At 57.6% G+C, this 25,154-nt stretch carries 22 protein-coding genes; 7 read left to right on the top strand and 15 right to left on the bottom strand.

What is annotated here, in order from left to right; genetic code table 11:
* Complete coding sequence (locus QP970_RS07560; protein ID WP_284869837.1) at positions 1-1,188, top strand: glycosyltransferase 87 family protein; 1,188 nt, start codon at positions 1-3, stop codon at positions 1,186-1,188.
* On the opposite strand, the gene QP970_RS07555 is transcribed toward QP970_RS07560, so the two are convergent.
* From QP970_RS07555 to ctaC, 12 genes are all read right to left on the bottom strand, one after another.
* Positions 1,094-2,188: an acyltransferase family protein gene (locus QP970_RS07555; protein ID WP_239269949.1), complete on the bottom strand. Its 1,095-nt coding sequence runs from the start codon at positions 2,186-2,188 to the stop codon at positions 1,094-1,096. The two genes, QP970_RS07560 and QP970_RS07555, sit on opposite strands and share 95 nt — an antisense overlap.
* Before the next feature lie 62 nt (positions 2,189-2,250).
* A complete protein-coding gene (locus QP970_RS07550; protein ID WP_239269950.1) occupies positions 2,251-2,991 on the bottom strand; it encodes a lysophospholipid acyltransferase family protein in 741 nt (246 codons plus the stop codon).
* A 23-nt stretch (positions 2,992-3,014) separates the two neighbouring features.
* A complete protein-coding gene (locus tag QP970_RS07545; protein ID WP_239269951.1) occupies positions 3,015-3,947 on the bottom strand; it encodes an ROK family protein in 933 nt (310 codons plus the stop codon).
* Positions 3,948-3,985: 38 nt separating this feature from the next.
* On the bottom strand, positions 3,986-5,089 hold the full coding sequence (locus QP970_RS07540) for a glycosyltransferase family 4 protein (protein WP_239269952.1): 1,104 nt from the start codon (positions 5,087-5,089) through the stop codon (positions 3,986-3,988).
* Positions 5,090-6,133, bottom strand: coding sequence for a C40 family peptidase (locus tag QP970_RS07535; protein WP_284869836.1), 1,044 nt, complete (start codon positions 6,131-6,133; stop codon positions 5,090-5,092).
* A gap of 121 nt (positions 6,134-6,254) precedes the next feature.
* A complete protein-coding gene (locus QP970_RS07530) occupies positions 6,255-6,884 on the bottom strand; it encodes a C40 family peptidase (RefSeq protein WP_239269954.1) in 630 nt (209 codons plus the stop codon).
* Positions 6,885-8,516: 1,632 nt separating this feature from the next.
* Positions 8,517-10,139, bottom strand: a complete 1,623-nt coding sequence (gene qcrB, locus QP970_RS07525; protein ID WP_005278357.1) for a cytochrome bc1 complex cytochrome b subunit — start codon at positions 10,137-10,139, stop codon at positions 8,517-8,519.
* Positions 10,139-11,359 (bottom strand): cytochrome bc1 complex Rieske iron-sulfur subunit, encoded by a 1,221-nt coding sequence (gene qcrA, locus QP970_RS07520; protein WP_239269748.1) that lies wholly within the window; start codon positions 11,357-11,359, stop codon positions 10,139-10,141. Before qcrA ends, qcrB begins: the two co-directional genes overlap by 1 nt.
* A complete protein-coding gene (qcrC, locus tag QP970_RS07515; RefSeq protein ID WP_239269747.1) occupies positions 11,356-12,243 on the bottom strand; it encodes a cytochrome bc1 complex diheme cytochrome c subunit in 888 nt (295 codons plus the stop codon). Before qcrC ends, qcrA begins: the two co-directional genes overlap by 4 nt.
* Before the next feature lie 56 nt (positions 12,244-12,299).
* On the bottom strand, positions 12,300-12,911 hold the full coding sequence (gene ctaE / locus QP970_RS07510) for an aa3-type cytochrome oxidase subunit III (protein ID WP_502870063.1): 612 nt from the start codon (positions 12,909-12,911) through the stop codon (positions 12,300-12,302).
* Between the two features lie 539 nt (positions 12,912-13,450).
* On the bottom strand, positions 13,451-13,882 hold the full coding sequence (gene ctaF, locus QP970_RS07505; RefSeq protein WP_023023132.1) for an aa3-type cytochrome oxidase subunit IV: 432 nt from the start codon (positions 13,880-13,882) through the stop codon (positions 13,451-13,453).
* A 19-nt stretch (positions 13,883-13,901) separates the two neighbouring features.
* The gene (gene ctaC / locus QP970_RS07500) at positions 13,902-14,975 is read right to left on the bottom strand and encodes an aa3-type cytochrome oxidase subunit II (RefSeq protein WP_239269746.1); all 1,074 of its coding nucleotides are present in this window, start codon (positions 14,973-14,975) and stop codon (positions 13,902-13,904) included.
* Between the two features lie 388 nt (positions 14,976-15,363).
* Between ctaC and asnB the strand changes: the two genes are divergently transcribed.
* On the top strand, positions 15,364-17,286 hold the full coding sequence (gene asnB, locus QP970_RS07495) for an asparagine synthase (glutamine-hydrolyzing) (protein WP_284772037.1): 1,923 nt from the start codon (positions 15,364-15,366) through the stop codon (positions 17,284-17,286).
* Positions 17,287-17,378: 92 nt separating this feature from the next.
* Here the strand turns inward: asnB and QP970_RS07490 are convergent, their stop codons facing one another.
* Positions 17,379-17,723, bottom strand: coding sequence for a HesB/IscA family protein (locus QP970_RS07490; RefSeq protein ID WP_005283948.1), 345 nt, complete (start codon positions 17,721-17,723; stop codon positions 17,379-17,381).
* Between the two features lie 142 nt (positions 17,724-17,865).
* Between QP970_RS07490 and QP970_RS07485 the strand changes: the two genes are divergently transcribed.
* A complete protein-coding gene (locus tag QP970_RS07485) occupies positions 17,866-18,546 on the top strand; it encodes a DUF3043 domain-containing protein (protein WP_239269744.1) in 681 nt (226 codons plus the stop codon).
* Positions 18,547-18,558: 12 nt separating this feature from the next.
* On the top strand, positions 18,559-19,335 hold the full coding sequence (locus QP970_RS07480; protein ID WP_284869835.1) for a nicotinate-nucleotide--dimethylbenzimidazole phosphoribosyltransferase: 777 nt from the start codon (positions 18,559-18,561) through the stop codon (positions 19,333-19,335).
* Positions 19,336-19,380: 45 nt separating this feature from the next.
* Here QP970_RS07480 and QP970_RS07475 read toward each other — a convergent pair whose 3' ends face one another.
* Complete coding sequence (locus QP970_RS07475) at positions 19,381-20,475, bottom strand: branched-chain amino acid aminotransferase (RefSeq protein ID WP_239269742.1); 1,095 nt, start codon at positions 20,473-20,475, stop codon at positions 19,381-19,383.
* Positions 20,476-20,580: 105 nt separating this feature from the next.
* Here QP970_RS07475 and QP970_RS07470 point away from each other — a divergent pair, with 105 nt between their 5' ends.
* Positions 20,581-22,077, top strand: coding sequence for a leucyl aminopeptidase (locus QP970_RS07470; protein ID WP_239269741.1), 1,497 nt, complete (start codon positions 20,581-20,583; stop codon positions 22,075-22,077).
* A gap of 38 nt (positions 22,078-22,115) precedes the next feature.
* Complete coding sequence (locus QP970_RS07465) at positions 22,116-22,652, top strand: isochorismatase family protein (protein ID WP_239269740.1); 537 nt, start codon at positions 22,116-22,118, stop codon at positions 22,650-22,652.
* 5 nt (positions 22,653-22,657) lie between these two features.
* Here the strand turns inward: QP970_RS07465 and QP970_RS07460 are convergent, their stop codons facing one another.
* Positions 22,658-23,068 carry a hypothetical protein gene (locus QP970_RS07460; RefSeq protein ID WP_005283964.1) on the bottom strand — a complete coding sequence of 137 codons (411 nt, stop codon included), beginning with the start codon at positions 23,066-23,068 and terminating at the stop codon, positions 22,658-22,660.
* Between the two features lie 125 nt (positions 23,069-23,193).
* Here QP970_RS07460 and sucB point away from each other — a divergent pair, with 125 nt between their 5' ends.
* The gene (gene sucB, locus QP970_RS07455) at positions 23,194-24,918 is read left to right on the top strand and encodes a 2-oxoglutarate dehydrogenase, E2 component, dihydrolipoamide succinyltransferase (protein ID WP_239269739.1); all 1,725 of its coding nucleotides are present in this window, start codon (positions 23,194-23,196) and stop codon (positions 24,916-24,918) included.
* The last annotated feature ends 236 nt before the right edge of the window (positions 24,919-25,154 follow it).

Below are 25,154 nucleotides of genomic sequence, written 5' to 3'. Positions count from 1 at the left end.
GTGAGCCGAACCGATAATAAATCCCTGTGGACCACCGCCCTCCCCCTAATCCTGTCAGCGCTTGCCGCCCTGTGGTGGATTATCGATATTCCTGCCTTATTCTCCGGTGATTTTCGCGCCTTTTACCACATTGACCTCGATGTTTACCGCGAAGGCGGGGCCGGATTCGGCAGCGACCTTTATAACCGCGACTATTTCGTAGGCACCGACCGCAACGTCTCTCTCCCATTTACCTACCCACCGTTTGCGGCCCTGCTCTTCGCCCCGCTCCAGTGGATCCCCCTCACCGCTGCCGCCGTGGTGATCACGGTCCTCTCCGTGCTCGCCTTGTGGGGCTGCATTGCGCTGGTATTGCGTACCCTCAACTGCCAACAATGGGCGGCGTGGTGGCTTTTTGCCGCCATGCTGGCCGAGCCAATTACGCAGACCTTTAGCTTTGGCCAAATCAATATCCTGCTCACCGCACTCGTGGTCATTGATTTGCTATGGGTGAAAAAGACCCGCGGCATCCTGACCGGCATCGCCATCGCCATCAAGCTCACCCCGGCGGTCTTTTTGGCTGTCTTCTTCGTCCGACGCGAATGGAAGGCCTTCTTTACCACCCTGGGTTCCTTCGTGGCCGCCGGCCTCATCGCCTTTGTTGCCAATCCACATAGCTCGATTGAGTATTGGACCTCTACCCTGCGCGATTCCGAGCGCATCGGCGGCCTAGCCTATAGCGCCAACCAATCCTTGCGCGGCTTGTTTACCCGCCTCAGCCCCAATAACGCAGAAACCCTGTGGCTCGTTGGCGTCATCGTCGTCATCGCGATCGTGTGGTTTGCCATGGAGCGCCTGTCTCACGGTAACCAGGTTGTGCTCATGCTCCTGGCAGCCTCCGTATCGCTGCTGTGCTCCCCCGTATCGTGGTCGCACCACTTCACCTGGCTGGTTTTAGTGGGCATCTACCTAGTGGCCAGCCGCCGCTGGATTCTCGCCGCTCTCACCTGGCTGGCGCTTTTCGCCCGCGGCCACTGGCAGGTTCCGCATACCGAGGACCAAGAGCTGGATTGGACGTGGTGGCAGCACATCGTTGGCAATGACTACGTCATCATCACCGTGTTGTTGGTTGCTTGTTCGCTACCATTGGCTCTACGGCGGGGCGGCGCCTACCGATCCGCGGCGGAACCAGCGTCCAGCCAAGGATAGGGACCTTCCCCAGCGCCCACAGCGCCAGGGAAGAAATGGCCGTAAAGATAAAGCACATGGCGATCCAGAACCACGTATTTTCCAGCGGCCACGACCCGGCCAAAGACACAGCATAGTCATGATGCGCCATGTAGTACCCATAGCCCACGGTCAAGCCGATGGGGTGCGAGAGATAAATCGGCAGCGTGTGCCGGCCGACGAACTTCACGCCTTCTGCAATCCACGGAATGTGGCTAATGAGCACGGCCCCAATAATGCCCGCGGGCACCTCTAGCACCTGTTCCACAAAGCGCACTAATAGGTTTATATCTCCCCAACCCAAAAAGTCCGCGCCCAGCAGGGGCCAGTTAAAAGCAATGTCTGCTTCGTTGCCGTCCCACGCGTGGCGCAGGGCCAGGCCTGCACAATAAGCGCCGATGGCCGCGGCATACGCTCCAACACTGCGCACGGTCCACGAGCCGTGGAATACTTCTTCTGCCGCGGCCGCAAAACGGGTAATCGGTTCGCGAAGGTAGGCGGCGCCTACAAAGATGGGAAGGAACATAATGGCCTTGCCAATAAACTGAAACTGTTCCTGCCAGGCAATAAAAATAACGGGGGTAAAGCTCAGCCCGATGCCCGCCCACGCAGGCAATTTGCGCACGCACCACAGAAATAGGTTGAACAAAATGAGCGCGTGGATAAACCACGCCATCGTATGGCCAAGTAAAAGATTTTGCAGCATCTCGGTCATACCCATGGAGGAGTCACCGAAAACCCACTGGTATTCCAGCTGTTTGGTCATATGCTCCACGGACATCCACACCAAATAAGGAATGAGGAAAAACCAGAGCCGGCGGGTAAATAACTCCGCGAAACTGTAACGAAAGACTTTATAAGAGAAGTAGCCGGAGACCAGAAAGAACAGGGGAAGGCGCAGGGGGTCGAGATAGGTATTGAGACTTGCTAGCCACGTTTGTTCGGCTCCTGGCACCTTCAGCGTGATGTGTAGGAGCACCACGCCGATGATAGAAATTCCTTTTGCGGTATCCGGCCACGCTAAGCGGGCCTGAGGAATTGTAATTACCTCCCTTTAATCTCCGCACCGGCGGGGTACCCGTGGCCGGCCTTTAATGATTCCTTTACATCAGCCGCATAGACATCCACATAGGGGTTGCCGGAGAGCTCGGCTAATGTCCCCATGACCATGTCCGTGAACGCGCGTATGGTCTCGTGCTGCTGCGGATCCAGGCCGTGTTCGCGCGCCCAGTCATGCGGGTAAATGGGGTCTCCCACTCGCACTCCCACCTTGGCGGGGCGGACAATCCACGAACCGATCGGGTTAGCCTTGCGGGAATTGATCATAGCGATGGGATAGACCGGCTGATTGGTCTCCATGGCAATGCGCCCCATCCCGGTACGCCCCTTGTACACACGTCCATCTGGGGACCGAGTGCCCTCTGGGTAGATACCAAAGAGATCACCGCGCCCCAAAATCTTTCGCGCGGTCTCGAGCATGGCCTGGCTGGCTGATTCATGATCCCGTTCAATGGGAACTTGCCCGACGGAGCTAAAAAACCATTTCTGCATGCCGCCCACGAGGCCGGGGGTGGTGAAGTACTCTGACTTGGCCAAAAAAGTAATTTGGCGCGGGCACAGCAGGGGGAAGAAGAAGGAATCCATCACCGCTTGATGGTTGGATACCAAAATCGCGGGACCTTCAGCAGGGATTTTTTCCATTCCTTCTGACCAAGGGCGGTTCCATACACGCAGGGCGGGCCCGAAAAAGATGTGCTTAAACGCCCAGTACCATTTGTTTTTCATCTCCAGCTCGTCCTTCGCTCATTCTAGTGGCCGCGGCGGGCCAGGTCAGCTACGCCAATCATACCTGCTGCCGAACCCAATTCCGCGGTTGCAACGCGAGCAAGGGGGCGATGTCCAGCGCCGACTATATCCCGGCCCATGGCAGCGGTGGCTTCCTCTAAGTACATATCCGCATCTTGGGACACCCCGCCGCCAATGACAATGAGCTCCGGATCGAGCACATCAGACACGATGGATAAGCCTTGGCCCAACCACTGTCCAAAGTTCTCCATTACCGCAATACCGAGTGGGTCTCCCCCACGTGCCGCGCGTGCAACCTGCTCACCGGTGGGATACGGCGGCAAGGAGGTCTCATAGTCTGGCCGCAGTTCGCGCGCGGTATCCGGCAGGGCCGTGCCTGAGGCATAGCGCTCCAAGCAGCCTCGTTTGCCGCACGAGCACTGCCTGCCATTCGGCACCACGACGATATGACCAAATTCCGGAGCAGTGCCAAAGGCGCCTCGGTAGATGGTGTCGTGAGTCATCAAGGTAGCGCCAATGCCGGTGCCAACGGCAAAAAACACCCAATCCTTCGCGCCGCGCCCCGCGCCAAAGCGCCATTCTCCCCAAGCAGCGGAGTTGGCATCATGCTCCAGCCGGACATGCAGCCCCAAGCGTTCCGCGAGGTTTCTCCGGACCGGGGCATTCCGCCACGGCAGGTGCGGGGCGAAGCGGACTGTCTCACACTCTGGGTCTAAAAATCCCGCCACGGCAAGGCCCACCGCGCCCACGGGGTAGTCCGCGCGCAGCTCCTCGACGATCGCTACCAGGTCATCATTAAGCTGGCGCGGATCCCCCGAGGTTGGCATGGTGCGACTCGCAAGGATTTCCCCGTCTCGAGTGATTACTCCACCGCGCACATTGGTGCCACCGACATCGAAGCCGATAGTAAGATCGGCGGAGTTGTTTTCAAGCATGGATATCAGAATATACCGACAACCGGGCCAGGGTCACATCAAGCCATAAGCTTTCTCAGCCGCTGCCCCATGATCTCCCAGCTCCAGTGCTTTTCAACGTCCCTGCGCCCCGCCTGCCCCATACGATCACGCATTTCTGGCGAGCGCAAGAGCTGCTTCAAGGCCTCCACGAGCTCATCGACGGACGCGCCCTTGACGACGATCCCCGTCTCTTCCGTAATGGTCTCCGGCGCTCCCCCAGAATCACCGGCAACGACCGGCAGCCCGCAGGCTTGTGCTTCCAGATAGACGATGCCCAGGCCTTCCACATCCAAGCCGCCGCCCCGGGTGCGGGCCGGCATGGCAAAAATATCTGCGGCATGAAGCGCGGTCTCAATGCTGGGGGCAGGCTGAATCACTGCATCGGGACAGTACACCTCTGCCAATTCTTGCAGTACGTCGTGATAGCGCCCGCGACCAATCAACATTAGCTGCGCATCGGGGAATTCTTCTCTGACCTGCGGCATCGCCCGCAATAATTGGTCTTGCCCCTTGCGCGGGACCAACCTGGAAATACAGACGATGGTTGGCCCGCTCACCTCGAACTCCGCTTTCGCGGCCGCGCGCTGCGCAGGGGTTGCGGGGGAAAGTGAATCTAGGCTGACCCCAGAAGGCAGGTGAGCCCACTCCGGGTGCGGACCAAACGGCCCGCGCAGGCGCCGTAGAGTGTAATCCGAGATATACGTAATGACATCGGCGTTATTGCCAATCAGCCGCAGGCATTGCCGGGCCAGTGGAACCATAGACCACCCCACCTCGTGGCCATGCGTCGTTGCCACCACGCGGCGCGCCCCCGCCTGCCGCGCGGCTTTTCCCATCAGCGCCAGCGGTGCCGCTGCACCAAACCACACAACCTCAATGGCCTCTTGCCGGATGATTTCCTGCATGCGGCGCATGGTGGCCGGGGTGGGCAGCATCACGCGGTGTGGCCACCGAATGACTTTGTAGGCGACAGAGGCGTCATAGTCCTCAGGTGGCTCTTGGGTCGAAGCGAATACTACGACATCGTCTGGGTTGAGCGCTTCTAGGTAGTCCCGCAGGTAGGACTGGATTCCTCCGACTTTGGGAGGAAAGTCATTCGTTACCAGCAGTATGCGGGCCACTTAGAATCGCGCAGTCCCCGAAATAGGCATCGAGTTGAGTGGCACGACCTGAACTGGCACGCCATAGGTCGAGGCGTGTACTACCTGGCCGTTGCCAATGTACATTCCGACGTGGGTAACTCCTGGGTAGTAGCCCACGATATCGCCGGGCTGCAGCTGATCCACCGGCACGGACGTGCCACCTGCAATTTGTGCTTGCGAGGTACGCGGAATGGTCTTTCCAATCTGCTGGTATGCCCAGTACATCAGGCCAGAGCAGTCGAACTGGTTCGGACCGGCAGAACCCCAGCCGTAGGGCGAACCCAACTTGGACAGAGCCGCAGAGCTAGCGCCATCGGCGATCTCTCCCAAGTCGAAATCCAGCTTATCCGTGCCGCCGAATTGTCCTTCCCAAGCTTCGCGCTGCTCATCGCTCAGCGCATCCACCTGAGCTTCGATATCTGCCTGCTGCTCTTCCAGCGCATCCTTTTGCTTTACCAGTTCATCGCGCTGCTTTTCGAGGTCCTTCTTTTCCTCGCGGACCTTTTTCGCAGCGTCAGCGGCTTCTTGCTGAACCGCTTCAGCCATTGAGGCTGCATCTGCCTTGGCATCGAGGGTGCGTTGCGCCTTGCGCGAAAGCGCGCCCAAGTATCCCATGCGCTCTACGGCGTCTGCTGGGTCTTCCGCAGCCAGCGCACCCGAAACGGCGGAACGGGAGTCTCCCCGGTAGCGAGACTGTGCCAAGTCGTCCACGCGGCCTTGCTGCGTGGAGACATCGCCCTGCGCGTCATGTACGCGTTTTTGGGCCTCTGCGGAGTCTTGCTCCGCTTGAGCGACCTCTTCTTCCTTGGCCGCGAGCTTATCTTCTAGCTCTTTGACTTCCTCATTCTTCGCCGAGACCTTTCGAGCAACCTCTCCGACGCGATCGACCAGATCATCGACGTTTTCAGAAACAGACTCTTGGTTCGGTTCCGCCTCCTGCGCAATAACTTGCGGGAGGCCAGAAAGTGAAGTGACAGCGAGGACTGCGGTTAATGCGGCAGCTGGGAGCACACGTTTAGACACGAAAAGACCTTCAACTCAAAATTTTCAAAAATCGAATTTACTATAGCGGGTTTTAGCCGCCGTTGCACAACAAAACCCTTCCCTTTTTCACAAAGGGAAGGGCATGTCATATCACTGCCAATTAGAAGCGCACGGCATTGTTAATCGGCATGTAGTTCAAGTCGCGCTCCTGCACAGGGGTGCCGGAGTTAAGCGCGTCAATGATGGTCCCGTTGCCGGTGTAGATACCGACGTGGGAAGCGCCACCGTAGTAGGAAATGATGTCACCAGGCTGGAGCTGGTCCAAGGAAACAGGGGTACCGCCAGCAGCCTGAGCCTGGGAGGTACGCGGAATCTGAACGCCAGCCTGGGAGTAAGCCCAGCTGGTCAAACCGGAGCAGTCGAAAGCGTTCGGGCCAGCAGCGCCATAAACGTACGGCGAGCCAAGGACGGAGCGTGCAGCTTCCAGAGCCTTCTGACCAACGGTGGACGGGGCCGGAGCAGCCTGCTGCTCTGCAGCAGCGACGAAGTCGTCGCCACCCTGGTTGGAAACCTGGCCCAAGGACGGGACGTACTTGTCAATGTTTGGGACCTGGTCAATGTTCGGGACGTTTTCCAGACCGGCAACCTCGAAACGGTAGTCGGTATTAGGAACAACGACCTCGGCAGCCTGAGCGACGCCCGGGGCGGCGACAGCTGCGGTTGCAGCGATAGCTGCAGTAGATGCGATACGACGGGTATTTACAGTGCCCTGACGACGGTGCTTTGCCACGAGAAAAACTCCAAATCTTCCTACGCGTCTACTTTCCTTGTAGAAAAGGTCTGACCCTAGGGCCTAGTGTTCATTAGAAGACCGTTCCTTTAGGCCTTCCTCCACTCGGCCCCTCACTAGGAGGAGCCAGATGCGACGCTTTAAATTTTCATTTCCTATTGAGCACCTTTCGGGCGGTAACTCAATGTCTCGAATAGGTTACGAAATCATCACAATCAATGTCCATTCACTACCCCGGATCTAGCTTTGTTACACGTTCGTTATCTTATTTTGACCAAGCCGAGACAAACCGGACCTGTCGAAGATTCAATAAAGCTATTACTGATTTTTAAGGCCCCTACACTGGGACAATAGCCTAGGCGTACCCCACCTCCGGCGGTTACTCGTTCCATAAACGAGGGCTTCAACAAGTTCAAAAATTATATTTGGTGACTTTCGACACATACTATGTGTGACAATCACTTTCGTACCATCAGCCCCGTCCTTTAACGCCCTCTGATCGCGTAAAACCGGCCGCCCTATGCAGCGGTACCCCCTCCGGGGTTTTACTGAACCCGCGAGCCTATTGCGCGTTAAACCTAGGGGCCCATCCCCCGGCTTGTTGCCAAGCACTGGGCCCTGTTAGGTAACGCCGCTTCCACTACCCACCGGGCAAAGGAGGATGAGTCTAGCCCGGTCCCTCGCTTTACGGCGTGCGCCCCTATAGAAAGGCCTTGGTCCGCCTAGTCATTGCAGCGGCCGGCAATACTTGTTTTAAAGGTCCGGCACGAACGAAAACCTCACTGCAGTATCTAAGGGCGGAGAATAACGCCTACTCTTCGCGCTCCGAGGAACGGTCGCCTGCCGGCTCCCGACGAGTCTCAAGCCAAGTGTCTGCACAGAGCACGGTGCTCTTAAATTACCCAGGCGAAATGGCGAAGAGGATACGAACGTGGATCCTGCGACTGCTCATGGAGACGATACGCTCGAAGAGTCCTGGCATCGGCAAAAAGCTGTAGCAAAGGACCTAGGTAAGTCTCACGCTTCTAGTGGTGATGACTACAGCAGAAAAGCTGCCAATAAGAACTGTGCTAACTGTGTCCAAAAGTGAAGCAACGGGAAAAGAACACATGAGGGCTGGAGGGTGTGCAATAGCTATTCCGAAGCCCTGAAGACCACGTTTAAAGGCAAATGCCGGCTATGGACTCGTTTGAAGGCCCTCATTACGGAAATCTTCCATCCCAGGCTCAGTGGCAACCTCATGCTCCTAGGACGGCTACCCTACTGCTAACTAACAGGGCTGGCGCTATTGCCCACCGCTAGACAAGGCGTTTCCGCGTGAGCCGGCGTTTGTCGGTACTTCCATTCCCGTATGTGAAGGACGACGAAGTTCTTACCTCCTAGGTTGACCCCGCGTTTGTGCGAGGCCATCTACCAAGTTATTTCAGGCAAATATCCGGTTTTCGCCCAAAAGAGACAGTCCCAGGATGTCTGCATTATGTGCCGACTCCTAGCTCGATAGCCCAGCAACAGTAAGCCGCGATTCCTTAAAAAGCGACGGTCCCAAAACTGAAACGAGCCCGCTTACCACCAAGTATTGGTGGCTTAGCGGGCTCGTTTAGTGAGCGTGTATCGAGCTAACCCAAGGAAAGGTTAGATGCGACCGTTTTCCTCGTCATCACGGCGGTTGGCCTCGTTGAGGCGACGGAACATCTCCGCTTCCTCTTCGTGGTTCTCCTCGTGAATCTCGTGAACGCGGCGCATGAGTTCCGGATCGTCCGGGCTGAAGGTGCCCTGAATCTCGGAGTCAGCGTAACCGAGGTGGTTAAGCTGCTTCGGCACCTGAGCGCCTGCGTACTCAAGCGGTACTGCGTGGCCGTGCTCATCAACCGGGCCGAGCGGCTGGTGGACCTCAATGAAGGCACCGTTAGGCAGCTGCTTGATGACACCGGTAGCAATACCGTGCTCGAGCACCTCGCGGTCAGAGCGCTGGAGACCAACGCAAATGCGGTAGGTCATAAAGTAAGCAATCGGCGGCAGGACAATCAGGCCGATACGTCCGACCCAGGTCATCGCATTCAACGAAATCTGGAAGAAGTGCGCAACGTGGTCGTTACCACCGGAGAGAGTAACCAGCAGGAAGAACACGATTGCTGCTGCACCGATTGCAGAACGCGTAGGAACGTCACGCGGTCGCTGCAGAAGGTTGTGGTGCGCATCGTCACCAGTGAACTTCTTCTCCAGGAACGGGTAGGTGATAAGCAGCACGACCATCAGGCCACACAACAGCGCGACCCAGAAGGCGGAAGGAATCGTGTAGTTACCCAGGTACAGCTCCCAAGCAGGCATGACACGAGCCACACCGTCTGTCCAGAGCATGTAGATATCGGGCTGAGAACCTGCAGAAACCTGAGATGGGTTGTACGGACCAAGCAACCAGATGGCGTTGATGGTCAGCACACCGGACATCAGAGCCAGGACACCAGCGACCATCATGCCCATACCAATTGCCTTGGTGGCGAAGACCGGCATAATGCGGACGCCGACAACGTTATTCTCTGCGCGACCCGGTCCAGGGAACTGGGTGTGCTTCTGGAACCAAACCATGATCAAGTGGGCTGCAATGAGGCCCAGGATGATGCCTGGGATAACCAGAACGTGGAGGATGTAGAAGCGGTCCAGCATCAGGTCGGACGGGAAGTCGCCGTTGAAGATGGCCCAGTGCAGCCAGGTACCGATAATCGGCAGACCCAGGATGATGGCGGACATAATGCGCAGACCGACACCGGAAAGCAGGTCATCCGGCAGGGAGTAACCGAGGAAGCCCTCGATCATGCCCAGCAGGATAAGGGTGCAACCAATAATCCAGTTGGCTTCGCGCGGGCGACGGAAAGCACCGGTGAAGAAGATGCGCAGCATGTGCGCAACCATCGACATCATGAACAGCAGGGCTGCCCAGTGGTGCATCTGGCGAACAAAGAGACCGCCACGCACCTCGAAGGAAATATCGAGTGCGGTTGCATAGGCGCGCGACATCTCAACACCGTTCAGCGGTGCGTAGGTGCCGTCGTAGATGACCTTCGTAATGGAAGGATCGAAGAAAAGCGCTAGGTATGTACCGGTTAGTAGAAGAATGATGAAGCTGTACAGCGCCATCTCACCGAGCATGAAGGACCAGTGGGTCGGAAAGACCTTGTTTAGCTGCGTCCTTAGCACGCCGGCGGCGCTGTAGCGCTCGTCCATGTTGTTGCCCATTTGGGCGAGTTTATTGCTCATTATGACTTACGCTCCCAGAATGCCGGACCGACAGGCTCAATGAAGTTGCCCTCTGCAACAAGGTAGCCCTCATCGTCCACCGTGATAGGCAGCTGTGGCAGAGCACGGGCGGCCGGGCCGAAGACCGGCTTACCGTAGTGCAATGCGTCGAACTGCGACTGGTGGCAGGGGCACAGGATTCGGTTGGTTTGTGCCTCGTACAAGGAAGTTGGGCAACCAATGTGAGTACAAATCTTGGAGTAGGCGTAGTAATCGCCGTGGTGGAAGTCTTCCTGTCCCTCACGCTCGATTGCCTTCTGCGCATCGGAGTGGCGCAGACGAATCAACATCACCGCGTTGCGGTTGCCGTGGATGGAGTGCATGTGGTGTTCGTACACGTCGCGCTTAGCGTCGTACTGGTCACCGTCGTTGACGTCTTCTTCCGCAAGCGGGAAGACGGTCTCCATGCCACCGGCGGCCAAGTCCTCAGGGCGAACGCGCACAAGGCGGGTAACGCCTTCGGTGGTGTAGTGCTCTCCGGACTCACCAGAGTGCTTCTCAGCGATGGTGCCGGTGTCACGAGCGAGGTAAAGCTTTACGCCCTTCTCGTACATGGTCCAACCGGAGGTCCACAGCGTGCCGTCACCGGCGTAGTTCACCTCGTGGCGAACCTTCCATGGATTACGGATTGCGCCGCCCAGCGGAGCAATAACAGTCAAGCCGAAGAGTACGCCCGCACCACCGAGCAGACCTTGGATGGTCTTACGGCGGCCAAGAGTGGAGGTCTTCCACGAGTCGTTCAAGAGAGCGGTAAGAGTACGACGGTCAACTTCTTCCGAAGGGCCATCGTGGCGACGCTGCACGGAAATCTCTTCCGGCAGAATCTTTTTGACGTACTGCACGATGGCAAAGCCGAGTCCAAAAATGGACAGTGCGGCGGTAATGCCAAGCAGCGGGGTGTAGAGAGTATGCCAAACAAGGCCGTCCTCCCCTAGCTGCTTGTACTGCCAAGGCCAGAAGAGGTAAACAGCCAAGAAGCCCAATCCGCCGATAGCGGAGATTGCCAACCAGATGGCGACATTGCGCCCCGCGCGCTTATCTGCGGGGTCACCTTCAACCGGGTAGCGCTCCTTGCGGAACGCTACGGTGACATCATCGAGCTCGGTACCAAGTGCAGCAAGTTCATCATTGCTCATCTTATCGAGCTCTGCGTCAGTGTAATTCTTTTTCACATTGCTCATGAGCGCGATCCAATCCACATAGCAGCGGCGCACAGGGCGCTGATACCGATAATCCACATTGCCAGGCCTTCAGCCACTGGGCCGAGACCGCCAAGATCCCAACCGGCAGGAGACGGAGTCTCTTCCGCAGACTTCAAGTAGGCGATGATGTCCTTCTTTTCGTCTGCAGTCAGCTGGCGGTCAGAGAACTTTGGCATGTTCTGCGGACCGGTCAACATTGCCTGGTAGATCTCCTGCTCGTTAGCGGGCGCGAGCTCAGGAGCGTATTTACCGGAGGACAGCGCGCCGCCCTGGCCGGTGAAGTTGTGGCAGGATGCACAGTTCATGCGGAACAGCTCGGAGCCCTTAGCAACGTCTTCGGCCTGAATCTGACCATTGTAGTTAGCGCCACGAAGGGATTCCTGAGCAATGCTTCCATCATCGTTGTAGACGATGTCCGAGCCGCCGCCGTTAGCTGCAACATAAGCGGCCAGCGCCAAGGTCTGCTGCTCGGTGTAACGAGGAGCCTTGCGCTCTGCCTGAGCGTCGTTGGACATCATCGGCATACGCCCAGAGTGAACTTGGAAGTACACAGAGCCGGCTCCGATACCTACGAGAGAGGGGCCACGGCCTTCGATGCCCTGCAGATTGGCACCGTGGCAGGTGATACAAGCGGTGTCGTAGATGTCCTTACCCTCTTGCACGAGGGCTTGATCATCTTTTTCCGCCGTAGCGACCTGAGCGTCGGGCGTCAAGGCAGAGGCCAAGACGCCAGCGCCAGTCAAACCGATGGCCAAAGCAAAGCCACCTGCAAGGGTGCGCTTCGCCTTGCGGCGACGGCGGGTCTTCTTAGCCGCGACAGTGGTCTGCTCCACTGACTCGGACTGCGAATTGTTATCCATCATTTTCCTTTAGATAACTCGAACACGGGAGGACTGTTTTGGGGAGAGGTTCGCCGACACTACTGAATCAAGTAGATAACGGTGAACACACCGATCCACACAACGTCAACGAAGTGCCAGTAGTAGGACACTGCCATGGCGGCAGTTGCCTGTGCCGGCGTGAATTTAGATTTAGCGATACGGGCCAGGATGATTGCAAAGGAAATCAAACCGGCGGTTACGTGCGCAGCGTGGAAGCCGGTGATGATGTAGAACACCGAACCAAAGACGCTGGACTGTACCGTCACGCCTGCGTGAATCAACTCAGCCCACTCAAACGCCATGATGCCCAAGAAGACAACACCCAATACCAGCGTGATGGTGTACCAGAGTCGAAGCTTGTAAACGTCACCCCTTTCTGCGGCAAACAAGCCGAACTGCGAGGTCACGGAGGAAGAAATCAACACTGCAGTAATGAGAAAACCCATTGGCAGGTTGATATGGGCAGTGTGCTCCGCCCAATCGCCTTCCTGGCCGTTCGCTCGCGAGGTGAACCACATCGCGAACAGTCCGGCAAAGAACATCAATTCCTGAGACAGGAACACGATGGTGCCCACGCTGACCATATTGGGTCGGTTCAGCGAGGCAACACGTGGTGCTGTCATACCTTGGTTAGAAACTACGCTCGTCACAGTGGTAATTATGGCCGTTCCGGACCCTAAAGTCACTTCAATTCCCCCCGCCTTCGCTAATCGTTTTTTACCGAATTGCCAGCCACCAATAAGGAAGCGTGTGGAACTCGCTATTAATAATTACCTGGGAACTTTTTCTATTCTCATCCGACGAGACATCAATGCAGGTGACGCCTGCAAACTTGAAGTTCTGTCACAATCCACTCCGCTGTAGCCGTCTCGGCCGCGACGGTTCAGCTCTCGTCCGCAACCGGTTTCGGCAATTTTCTTAGAGAGATAAATCACATGGTGGTTTTCGGGAAAAATGGCCCATTTGCAACTTTCGGTTGACCCCCACAGAAATAGCCGTTTACGTGCTGGTATGCACTTTTGCTGCCCACTTAAAACCTGGGCACAACCCCTCTCCCCCTCCTCTAAAAAAATTGGGCACCGCGGGAACTTTGCCCGTCGATTTCCGACGCAGATCGCCAAAGCCCTCCCCACCGAGGAATGGTGAGGAGGGCTGAGAAGTTTAGGCAGTGGCTGCGACTAGATGATTTCTAGTGCTTTTCCTTAGGCAGACCGTATTGCAAGGACAGGCCGGCGCAGGCAGCAATCAAGCACACGGCACCCAAGGCGATGAGCCAGTAGTACAGGAAGATGACGCCGAGGCCCAAGAAGCCGATGGAGCCTGCCATGGCCAGTGGCCAGATGGAGCTTGGGGAGAAGAAGCCCAAGATACCGGCGGAGTCCTCGGTCTCTGCTTCTTCCCAGTCTTCCGGCAGAACGTCGCTGCGGTTATCGGTGAAGTGCAGGTAGCCGCCCAGCATGAGGCAGAGCACGACGGAGAGAAACATACCCACGATGCCCACCCACTCGGCGCCGTAGAGGTAACCATCATCCTTCACGAGGGTGACGCCAAAGATATAAACAATCAGCGAGACGAAAAGGTAGGTCGCGATTGAGTAAAAGACTTTCGATGTTGCACGCATTGTGTAATGTCCTTATCTCTTATGCCGCGGTCTTAACGTAGTTGTCACCATCGGCGGTGTCACGCTCACCGGAGAACGGGTGGGTGGTAACTGCGTACGGATCCTGGCCGATTTCCTTCAGCGCCTCGGCGTTGGTGGCGTTCGGGTTCTTCTCACGGAAGTCCATGTAGGCATTGAAGTCCTCTGGGGACACAACGCGAACCTCGAAGTTCATCATGGAGTGGTAGGTACCGCACATCTCAGCACAGCGGCCGACAAAGGCGCCTTGCTTATCAATCGATTCGATCTGGAAGCTGCGTTCCTGGGCGTTGGCCTCAGGGTGTGCATAGACGTCGCGCTTGAACAAGAACTCCGGCACCCAGAACGCGTGAGAAACGTCAGCGGAAGCCAAACGGAACTCGATTGCGGTATCGGAAGGAAGTACCAGAACCGGAACCTCTTCGGTGGAGCCTACGGTCTCAATCTTGTTGTAGTTGAGGTAGGAAAGGTCACCCTTGGACTTACCGTGAATTGGGTTGGGATTGTCCACACCCTCAGGGTCATGGGCGGTCTTTTCCGCTTCAGCCTGACGTGCTTCGTCCGCACCGTTGTAGTTCTCACCGTTGACGTGGTTCTCGGCGTAGCCGAACTTCCAGTTCCACTGGAATGCCGTGACATCAACGGTGACCTTTGGATCCTTATCCAATGCGGTGACCTTCTGCTGGGTCTGCACCGTGAAGAAGAACAAGGTCATGATGATCAGGATTGGAACGATGGTCAATACCATTTCCAATGGCACGTTGTACTGCGTCTGGCGCGGGAATTCACCCTTTCCATCACGCTTTGCCTTCTTCGCGCTCCAGCGGAAAATTGCAGTAAGGAATAGGCCCCACATGATGAAGCCGACAATCCAAGCTGCAACCCAGACCCAGATCCAGAAGTTGTACATTGCTTCAGCCTCAGGGGTAACACCCTTTGGCCAACCGAATCCCAGGAGGTTCTCTACAGCAGTTGGCGCCTGAACGTCACAACCAGCCAGGGCGAGACCGCCTAGGGCAAGTGCGCCAGCTACGCCCGCCTTACGGGCGAAGGTGCGCTTATTACGCTGTCCCACGTGTGTTCTGCCTTTCTGTCCACACAAACTTCTCGAATACTCACAGAGCACCCTTACCCAATCAGAATAATGGATAAATGCTTGGTTCCCAGCCATTTTGAAACTTTAAAAGAAACCCAGCGCGCTCAATTTATATCCACGTTTCAGTAGGTTACCGCCCCACCTGCCTAATGTTCCAACCGTACCCCCAGTCTGCGCTTTCACCATGTGCCTTAACTCACAAGGAACTATTCCGACCATCATACGAAAGTTCGCACCCTTACGGGGAAGCTTAATTTAAGCTTTTCTGCAGCTTCCTCCAAGCCGTGGCGCTTTCTGGTTTCCACCCCACGCACCGTAAAGTAGAACAACGAGCACCAGTCGCTTAATTAAAAGGAGCTATCTTTACATGTGCGGACTTCTTGGCATGCTCGCGGCCACCGGTGACGTGGACAAATATGTCGACGCGTTGGAGCGGTCGCTTCCTTGCATGCACCACCGCGGACCGGACGCAGCCGGTACTTGGCATGATGGCGACGCCGCCTTCGGCTTTAACCGCCTGTCCATTATTGACTTGGAACATTCCCACCAGCCCCTGCGCTGGGGCCCTGAGGACGAGCCAGAGCGGTATGCCCTTACCTTTAACGGCGAGATCTACAACTACGTTGAGCTCCGCGAAGAACTCAAGGCCTTGGGCTATACCTTCTATACGGAAGGCGATGGCGAACCCATTGCGGTGGGCTACCACCACTGGGGCAAGGACGTTGTCGAGCACCTCCGCGGCATGTTTGGCATCGTCATTTGGGATACCAAGACCAAGACCATGTTTGCCGCGCGCGACCATTTTGGCATCAAGCCGCTTTACTATGCCACCACGGACGCCGGCACGGTCTTTGCCTCCGAGATGAAGTGCATCTTGGACATGGCCGAGGACATTGGTCTAGAACTCAACCTTGACCGCCGCGCCATCGAGCACTACGTGGACCTGCAATACGTGCCGGAACCGGAATCTTTGCACGCCAATATTCGGCGCGTGGAATCCGGCTGCACGGTGACCTTGAAGCCGGGCGAGGAGGTCGTATCCGAGCGCTACTTCAAGCCGCGTTTCCCGGTCCAGCAGGTTCCAGAAGGCGAGGAACAACAGCTCTTTGACCGGATTGCAGAAGCGCTGGAGGATTCCGTCGCTAAGCACATGCGTGCCGATGTCACCGTGGGTTCCTTCCTCTCTGGTGGCATCGACTCCACCGCCATCGCTACCCTGGCCAAGCGCCACAACCCAGATCTGCTGACCTTTACTACTGGCTTCGAGCGCGAAGGCTATTCCGAGGTGGACGTGGCCGCGGAATCGGCGGCCGCCATCGGCGTGGAGCACATCGTCAAGATCGTCTCGCCGGAAGAATACGCCGAGTCGATTCCTAAAATCATGTGGTACCTGGATAACCCGGTGGCCGATCCTTCCCTCGTGCCGCTGTACTTCGTGGCCCAAGAAGCCCGCAAGCACGTCAAGGTGGTCTTGTCCGGTGAGGGTGCCGATGAGCTCTTCGGTGGCTACACCATCTATAAGGAACCGCTGTCCCTCGCGCCATTTGAGAAGATCCCTTCTCCCCTGCGCCAAGGCCTGGGCAAGCTCTCCCGCGTGCTGCCGGATGGTATGAAGGGTAAGTCCCTGCTTAACCGCGGCTCCATGACCATGGAGGAGCGCTACTACGGCAACGCACGCTCCTTTAACTTTGAACAGATGCAGCGCGTTATCCCATGGGCCAAGCGCGAATGGGATCACCGCGAGGTCACCGCGCCCATCTATGCGCAGTCGGAAGACTTTGACCCAGTAGCCCGCATGCAGCACCTTGACCTATTTACCTGGATGCGCGGTGACATCCTAGTCAAGGCCGATAAGATCAACATGGCCAACTCCTTGGAGCTGCGCGTGCCATTCCTAGATAAGGAAGTATTCAAGGTCGCAGAATCCATCCCGCATAACCTGAAAATCTCCCACGGCACCACTAAGTATGCGCTGCGCAAGGCCATGGAACAGATCGTTCCCGCGCACGTGCTCAACCGCAAGAAGCTGGGCTTTCCGGTTCCCATGCGCCACTGGCTGGCCGGCGACGAGCTCTACGGCTGGGCACAAGACACCATCAAGGATTCCCAGACCGAGGACATCTTCAATAAGAAGGAAGTCCTGGAGATGCTCAAGGAGCACCGCGATGGCGTCTCCGATCACTCCCGCCGCCTATGGACCGTGCTTTCAGTTATGATCTGGCACGGTATCTTTGTGGAAAAGCGCATCGACCCGCAGATCGAGCAGCGCGACTACCCGGTCAAGCTTTAAGCCGAACTGGGCAAAGTTCCACGCTGAGCTTTAAAGACATAAAAAGAGGGTGAGCGCCGCGAAGCGCTCACCCTCTTTCTTTATCCTTCTGTTTAGTTGAAGGAATCGCCACACGCGCAGGAGCCGGTAGCGTTCGGGTTATCGATGGTAAATCCCTGAGACTCGATGGTGTCAGCAAAGTCGATCTTGGCGCCGGTAAGGTATGGCACGGACATCTTGTCCACGACGAGCTTGATGCCACCCACCTCGTCGACCTTGTCGCCATCAAGGCTGCGGTCATCGAAGTAGAGCTGGTAGCGCAGGCCAGCGCAGCCGCCGGGCTGTACTGCGATGCGCAGGGAGAGATCGTCGCGGCCTTCCTGATCAAGCAGGCCCTTTGCCTTTGCGGCTGCGGCCTCGGTCAGAATGACGCCGGTTTCGGAAACTGGAGCGGTCATCACTTCTCCTCAAATGTGTCTTGGTTGCGTAGCCACTACCCTACCCGCATCTACAAGGAGGGAAAAGGTAGCCCATAGTAATAACAACGCCGTGGGCGGGCCTATTCCCCTCTTGGGGCCGAAACCTTGTAGTCTGATCAGCGTGAAACTTCCGTGGCAAAAAGATGACAAGACCTCCCCTGAACCCGCTCCCGTGCAGGAAGAAGTTCAGGAAAATACCCACCGCAAGGGGTATACCCCGCCGAAGGGTCGTCCCACGCCAAAGCGCCAGGAACAAGAAATCGCGCGCGGTGTGAAGCGCGATCCACATGGGGTATCCGATGCGCAGCGCTATAAGCGCCGCAAGGAACTCAAAAAGTCCATGAGCAAGGACGAATGGAAAGAATATAAAAAGCAAGAGCGCAAGGAGCGCAACCAGCGCAACCGCGAAAGCCAAGAGCGCATGGCCGAAGGCGATCCACGCTTCCTCCCAGCCCGCGATCAGGGCGAAGAGCGCGCCTACGTGCGCGATTGGATCGATGCCCGCCGTACGCTTTCGGAATGGGTAATGCCGATGGCGCTTGCCCTTATCGTCGTGGTCTTTGTGACCTATGCAGCTCCAAGCATCGCCGGCCTCATCAATGCTATTGCCATGGTGGTTATCCTCATCTTCGCCATCGACGGCATCTGGCTGGGTCGCCGCGCTAATAATGCTGTCCGCAAGAAGTTCCCCGGAACCACCGCCACCGGTTTTGGCCTGGGATTCTACGCGTTTTCCCGCGCCAGCCAGCCCCGCAAGTGGCGCATTCCTCGCCCGCGCGTAGAGCGCGGGGCCGACGTTTAAGGAAGCACACTGATGGCTGATTCCCTGCAGCTTTATCCCTATGGCCGGCTAAGCGATGCCGCACAGTGGCTCGCCGCCTGCCAAGATCGATCCCCCGCTTCCGAGCCACAGCGGGTGCGGGCCGTAATTTTCGCCGAGGACGGTGAAGGGATCCCCCTGGCCACGGAGACCGCGGCGCGGCGGGTTGGGGCCAGCATTAATTCTGTCACGGTGACGGATTGCTCCACCGCCTATGACTTAGGAGTGCAGGCGGCGGATGCGGAAATCGATGGCGGTGCGGATCTGCTTATTCCGGGCGGCATCGACAGCACGCAGGTTGCCGCAGCCGTCATGGGTGTCTTGGCTCAGGAGGAGCCGGTGGTGGTCGTCGGCAAGCAGCCGAGCGTCGAGGACTGGAAGACGAAGGTTGCGGCCATTCGCGATTCCATGTTTCGGATGCGCGATCTGACTGGGCGGGAGCTCATTAAGGCCTGCGGCTCCCCCGTATTGGCCGCGCTGGTGGGCTTTATGTCCCAGGCGGCTAGGCGGCGCACGCCCCTGCTTGTCGATGCCCCCTTAACCGCCACCGCCGCCGTATCCGCCGCCGCAGACACGCGGATCCATGACTGGCTCCTAGCTACCAACATCTCGCCGCAGCCGGCTCACCGGTTGGCCTTAAAGAAGCTGCGGCTGGATCCCCTGCTGGCTCTGCAGATGGAGCCGGTGCCGGCGCTTGGCGCCTTGGCTGCCCTACCCCTTTTATTGCTGGGCGTAGAAATTACTGCGGACGCCGCGCAGGCAGAGGCCTAACTGCGCGGCGCAGGTCCTCCTCGCGCCGCGTTACACCGTGGCGTGCTAGACCAAAGTCTGCAACCAGCCGTGGGCATCCTCCACAGCACCGCGCTGGATACCGGTCAGGCGCTCGCGCAAGGCCATGGAGACCTCGCCGGCCTCGTTATTATTGACACTGAAGTCGATATCCTCACCAAGCACGCGCCCCACCGGCGTAATGACTGCGGCGGTACCGCAGGCAAAGGCCTCGGTCATCTTCCCTGATTCCACATCTCGCTGCCATTCTTCGGCGGTGATGCGCCGCTCGATTACCTTGTACCCCATGTCTTCGGCGACCTGCAGCAGGGACTGGCGGGTAATGCCGGGCAAAAGGGAGCCGGACAGCGCCGGGGTAACGATCTCGGCGTCGTCGCCGGTGCCGTAGACGAACATGAGGTTCATCCCGCCCATCTCTTCGATGTAGCGGCGTTCGATGGCATCCAGCCAGACCACTTGGTCACAGCCCTTTTCTTCGGCCTGGGCCTGCGCCAATAAAGAGCCGGCGTAATTGCCAGCGAATTTCGCGGCACCGGTTCCGCCCGGCGCGGAGCGGACATAGTCGGTAGACAGCCACACCGAAACAGGCTTAATGCCGCCACTGAAATACGCACCGGCGGGCGAGGCCAAGAGAATGAAACGATACGCATTAGCCGGGTGAACTCCTAGTGATACCTCGGTAGAAATCATAAAGGGGCGCAGGTAGAGCGATGCTTCCCCGCCGGCCTCTGGAACCCAGCTCTTATCGATGTCCACCAGCTGGCGCAGCGCCTCGATGAACTCTTCTTGCGGTAGCTCGGGCATCGCCAAGCGCTGCGCCGAATTAATAAAGCGTTGCGCGTTTTGATCGGGGCGGAAGGTCACGATGGAGTCATCGGGCTGGCGGTAGGCCTTAATGCCCTCGAATACGGCCTGGCCGTAGTGGAAGACGTTGCTCGCCGGGTCCATCGTGAGTGGGCCGTAGGGGCGGACTTGCGCGTCGTGCCAGCCCTTGTCCGTGGACCAATCAATGGTAACCATGTGGTCCGTAAAGTGCTGGCCAAAGCCGGGATTGGCCAGGATTTTATCTAAATCTGCTGCCGCCGTTGGTTGATTCGTACGGGTAATCGTGTAATCAAGCATGACCACAATCTACTCCTTTTATCTATAGCTGGGTAGGAATATGTTCACTTTAGCGCGGTATCATGGGCAGAAGTTTCATTAGTACCAATTAAAAAGGAGGATTTTATGTCTCAGCACGATGGACCCGCACGTGGGGCGTTTCCGGAACTTAAGCTAGAAAAGAAGGCCCCGAAGAATGCCCAGGCGCTACTCATCGCGGCATTCGAAGGTGAAGACAACATTGAACTTCCAGGGACTTCGCTGCTCAAGCCGGCCGCGCTGCGCGAAGCATACGAGTCCTTCATTGCCGTGGGGGCAACCGGTAAGGCCAATGAGGTCACCCGCATCCCGGCGCCTGAGAAGGCAGAGGTCGATTCCATCATCGCCGTCGGCCTAGGCGATGCCGAGGACCTCGATGCAGAAACCTTGCGCCGCGCCGCCGGCAGCGCCGCACGTTCGATTTCCAAGCTGGAAAAGGTGGCCACCTCCTTGGGCGATTTTGGCATCGCACCCACGGTAGAGGGCCTTACCTTGGGCGGCTACAAGTTCAAGGGGCTTCGTTCTAAGTCCGGCAAGGATTCCGAGCAGCCCGCCGCCTTTACCGTGGTGGCAGAAAAGTCCGCCCGCGAGGAGTTCGAGGCGGCCAAGATCACAGCGGAGTCCGTGGTGATTGCCCGCGATCTGGTCAATACCCCGTCCAACCTGCTGTACCCAGAGTCTTATGCAGACTTCCTCTCCGACCAGGCTAAAGAGGTTGGCCTCGAGGTAGAAATCCTGGATGAAAAGGCGCTGCAGAAGCAGGGCTTTGGCGGCATTACCGCCGTTGGCCGCGGTTCCGCTCGCCCGCCGCGCCTGGTGCGCCTGAGCTGGAACCCGAAGAAAGCGAAGAAGCACGTGGCGCTCGTGGGCAAGGGCATTACCTTCGATACCGGCGGCATTTCCTTGAAGCCGGGTTCTGGCATGTGGGACATGATTTCCGATATGGGCGGTTCCGCCGCCATGGCCGCCTCCATCATCGCTGCGGCCAAGCTCAACCTGCCGGTGAAGATCACCGCTACCCTGCCGCTGGCAGAAAACATGCCGGGCGATAACGCCACCCGCCCGGGCGATGTCATCACCCACTACGGCGGCATCACCTCTGAGGTTCTCAATACCGATGCGGAGGGCCGCCTCGTGCTTGCCGATGCCATCGCGCGCGCCAGCGAGGATAAGCCCGACTTCCTCATCGAAACCGCCACGCTAACCGGCGCCCAGATGGTCGCCCTAGGCGAGCGCACCGCCGGCGTCATGGGTTCAGAAGACTTCCGCGACCGGATGGCGGGCATCGGCCGCGAGGTCGGCGAAAATGCCTGGGCCATGCCGCTATTGGAAGAGCACGAAGAATCCGTGAAATCCGCCAGCGCCGATATCCGCAATATCAACGCCAAGCGCGAGGGAGGCATGGAATACGCCGGCACCTACTTAAAGCAGTTCGTGGGCGAGGGCATCGAATGGGCACATATCGATGTCGCTGGGCCTTCCTTCAATACCACCGGCGCTTATGGCTATACGCCAAAGATGGGTACGGGCGTTCCCACCCGCACCGTCATTGCTGCCCTGCGCGAGATTGCTGAATCAAAGTAATACCCCGCGCAGCCGCCTGAGCATAAAATGGCGGAGTTATGAACACTGCTTTAATCATCGTTGATGTCCAACACGATTTTTGCCCAGGCGGCGCGCTTGGCACCGATCGCGGCAACGAGGTTGCAGAGAAGATCTCTTCTTTGCAGACCGAGTATGACACCGTCGTTGCCACGCAGGACTGGCACATCGATCCGGGTTCCCACTTTGCTAAGGACCCGGATTTTATCGATTCTTGGCCGGTGCACTGCGTCGCCGATTCCTATGGGGCGCAGATGCACGAGACGATCGGTCCTGCGCAAGCATATTTCCGAAAGGGCGAATACACCGCCGCGTATTCCGGATTCGAGGGCGCGGCACACGGCGTTTTGCTGGCGGAGTGGCTGCGCGAGCACGATATCGACGCAGTAGATATCGTCGGCATTGCCACGGATCACTGCGTGCAGGCAACCGCGGCGGATGCTTTAAAGGAAGGCTTTTCCGTCCGCGTCTTAAGCGAGTATTGCTCTCCCGTTGATCCGGACCGCGGGGATGCCGCCTTGGCTAAGTTAGAAAAGGCCGGCGCCACCATCGTCTAGGCCGATTAACTTAAGTCCTGCCCCGAATCAGGGTTTTCGCCGCGCTCAAAGCGCGCGCGGCGAAGGCGCTGTTCTTCCCTTTTACGCAAGATACGTTGGCGTTCCATGCGCTCGCGCATGCGTTGGGGGTACCCGGTTTCTTCGACATCAAAAACGTCGCACTGCAATAGTTTTCCTACCGCGTCAATCCCCTTCGGCCCGCCGATGCGTCGGCGAATAAACTCACCCTTTTCATCCACAACGACCACGGACATTTCATTGACCACGGTCTCTGGCTCGATAAATGCCTCAATAAAAGCCTTATCGGCGGCCCACATTTTGAGTTCTTGTTCGTCTTCTGGGCGGATAGTTTCTCCCGGACCGCGGGGCGGTCGCAGTGGCGATCGGGACTTATTGCGGCGGAAGAGGTTGAACATAACCCACTAGTTTACCCGCATGGAGGGTATTACTAACCCCACTACTGCACGATGACGGTCATCACGCTGTAAGATTGTGCGGTAGCGATAGAATACTTCCAACTTTTCGAGGAGTCTTAAAACTCATGGCGAACTCCGTTGAGATGCCCGAGCTGGGCGAGTCCGTAACCGAAGGCACCATTACCCAGTGGCTTAAGTCCGTCGGCGACACCGTCGAGGTGGACGAGCCTTTGCTCGAGGTCTCCACCGACAAGGTCGACACCGAAATCCCCTCCCCCGTTGCAGGCACCATCCTAGAAATCAAGGCCGAAGAAGACGACACCATCGAGGTCGGCGAGGTCATCGCACTCATCGGTGATGAAGACGAGGCTGATTCCTCTTCCGATGACTCTGACGACTCCGACGATGACAAGTCCGAAGACAAGGAAGAATCCAAGTCCGAGGAGAAGGAAGACAAGGACGAGAAGAAGTCCGGCTCCAGCTCCAAGGCTTCCGGCGAGACCACCGATGTCGAAATGCCAGAGCTCGGCGAATCCGTCACCGAAGGCACCATCACCCAGTGGCTCAAGTCCGTCGGCGACACCGTCGAGGTAGACGAACCACTACTCGAAGTCTCCACCGACAAGGTCGACACCGAAATTCCTTCCCCCGTTGCCGGCACCCTGGTAGAAATCCTCGCCGAAGAAGACGAAACCATCGAGGTCGGCGAAGCCATCGCCCGCGTCGGCGACGAAAACGCCGCACCATCCTCCGACGACTCTGACGACTCCGACGATGACAAGTCCGAAGACAAGGAAGAAACCAAGTCCGAGGACAAGAAGGAAGAGTCCAAGTCTGACGAGAAGAAGGAAGAGCCGAAGCAGGATTCTTCCCTGAACACCTCCGCCAAGGTCAACAACGGCGATAACGTTCCATACGTCACCCCGTTGGTGCGCAAGCTGGCTGATAAGCACGGCGTGGACCTCAACTCCATTGAGGGCACCGGTGTAGGCGGACGCATCCGCAAGCAGGACGTCTTGGCCGCTGCTGGCGAGGGCGATGCGAAGGCATCGGAAGGCGACGATAAGAAGGCTGCTGACTCCCCACGCGCACGCTGGTCCACCAAGTCCGTAGATCCGGAAAAGCAGGAGCTTATCGGCACCACCAAGAAGGTCAATCGCATCCGCGAAATCACCGCTACCAAGATGGTGGAAGCGCTGCAGATTTCCGCACAGCTTACCCACGTGCAGGAAGTCGACATGACTCCTATCTGGGATATGCGCAAGAAGAGCAAGCAGGCGTTCATTGATAAGTACGGCGCCAACCTGTCCTTCCTGCCGTTCATTGTGAAGGCCACCACTGAGGCTCTGGTTTCCCACCCGAACGTCAACGCCTCCTATGACCCAGAGACCAAGGAGATGACCTACCACGAGGATGTCAACGTCGCCATCGCCGTAGACACCCCGAAGGGTCTGCTCACCCCGGTCATCCACAAGGCACAGAACCTGTCCTTGCCGGAAATCGCGCAGCAGATTGCGGAGCTGGCTGATAAGGCCCGCAATAACAAGCTGAAGCCGAATGACCTGACCGGTGCCACCTTCACCGTGACCAATATCGGTTCCGAGGGCGCCCTGCTCGATACCCCGATCCTGGTTCCGCCACAGGCCGGAATCCTGGGTACCGCGGCTATCCAGAAGCGCGCCGTCGTGGTCAACGAGAACGGCCAGGATGCCATCGCCATCCGCCAGATGTGCTTCCTGCCATTCACCTACGACCACCAGGTCATCGATGGTGCAGACGCTGGTCGCTTCATCACCACCATCAAGGACCGCCTGGAGACTGCAGACTTCGAGGCTGACCTCGATATCTAAAGCAGTTAGCTAACTGGCATACCTCCCGCTCCTTCCACGCGAAGGGGACGGGAGGTTTTGTCGTGCCTGGGGTACTCCGCGGGGGTGTAGCGGGAGAACTTCCGGCACAAATATCAGAGGAGTTTTATCCCGGCACTACAGGACATATTTCACTAAGTGGGAGGTAAGCAGGCTACAACACATTTTCATCGGTGAGTTACTGCATAAAAGTTTGTCAAGGGCGCTGTTTTTACCGG

Source organism: Corynebacterium sp. MSK073 (genome assembly GCF_030232085.1).
In the GTDB taxonomy this organism is placed as follows: Bacteria; Actinomycetota; Actinomycetes; order Mycobacteriales; family Mycobacteriaceae; genus Corynebacterium.
The sequence above is the reverse complement of the archived record's forward strand: the minus strand, read 5'-3'. Positions and strand labels throughout refer to the sequence as shown.

Bases quoted from the DNA above. Each gene is read 5' to 3' on its own strand.
- QP970_RS07550 (WP_239269950.1), bottom strand. From the start codon at position 2,991: ATGAAAAACAAATGGTACTGGGCGTTTAAGCACATCTTTTTCGGGCCC.
- QP970_RS07545 (WP_239269951.1), bottom strand. From the start codon at position 3,947: ATGCTTGAAAACAACTCCGCCGATCTTACTATCGGCTTCGATGTCGGT.
- qcrB (WP_005278357.1), bottom strand. From the start codon at position 10,139: ATGAGCAATAAACTCGCCCAAATGGGCAACAACATGGACGAGCGCTAC.
- qcrA (WP_239269748.1), bottom strand. From the start codon at position 11,359: ATGAGCAATGTGAAAAAGAATTACACTGACGCAGAGCTCGATAAGATG.
- qcrC (WP_239269747.1), bottom strand. From the start codon at position 12,243: ATGATGGATAACAATTCGCAGTCCGAGTCAGTGGAGCAGACCACTGTC.
- ctaF (WP_023023132.1), bottom strand. From the start codon at position 13,882: ATGCGTGCAACATCGAAAGTCTTTTACTCAATCGCGACCTACCTTTTC.
- asnB (WP_284772037.1), top strand. From the start codon at position 15,364: ATGTGCGGACTTCTTGGCATGCTCGCGGCCACCGGTGACGTGGACAAA.
- QP970_RS07490 (WP_005283948.1), bottom strand. From the start codon at position 17,723: ATGACCGCTCCAGTTTCCGAAACCGGCGTCATTCTGACCGAGGCCGCA.
- QP970_RS07480 (WP_284869835.1), top strand. From the start codon at position 18,559: ATGGCTGATTCCCTGCAGCTTTATCCCTATGGCCGGCTAAGCGATGCC.
- QP970_RS07475 (WP_239269742.1), bottom strand. From the start codon at position 20,475: ATGCTTGATTACACGATTACCCGTACGAATCAACCAACGGCGGCAGCA.
- QP970_RS07470 (WP_239269741.1), top strand. From the start codon at position 20,581: ATGTCTCAGCACGATGGACCCGCACGTGGGGCGTTTCCGGAACTTAAG.
- QP970_RS07465 (WP_239269740.1), top strand. From the start codon at position 22,116: ATGAACACTGCTTTAATCATCGTTGATGTCCAACACGATTTTTGCCCA.
- QP970_RS07460 (WP_005283964.1), bottom strand. From the start codon at position 23,068: ATGTTCAACCTCTTCCGCCGCAATAAGTCCCGATCGCCACTGCGACCG.
- sucB (WP_239269739.1), top strand. From the start codon at position 23,194: ATGGCGAACTCCGTTGAGATGCCCGAGCTGGGCGAGTCCGTAACCGAA.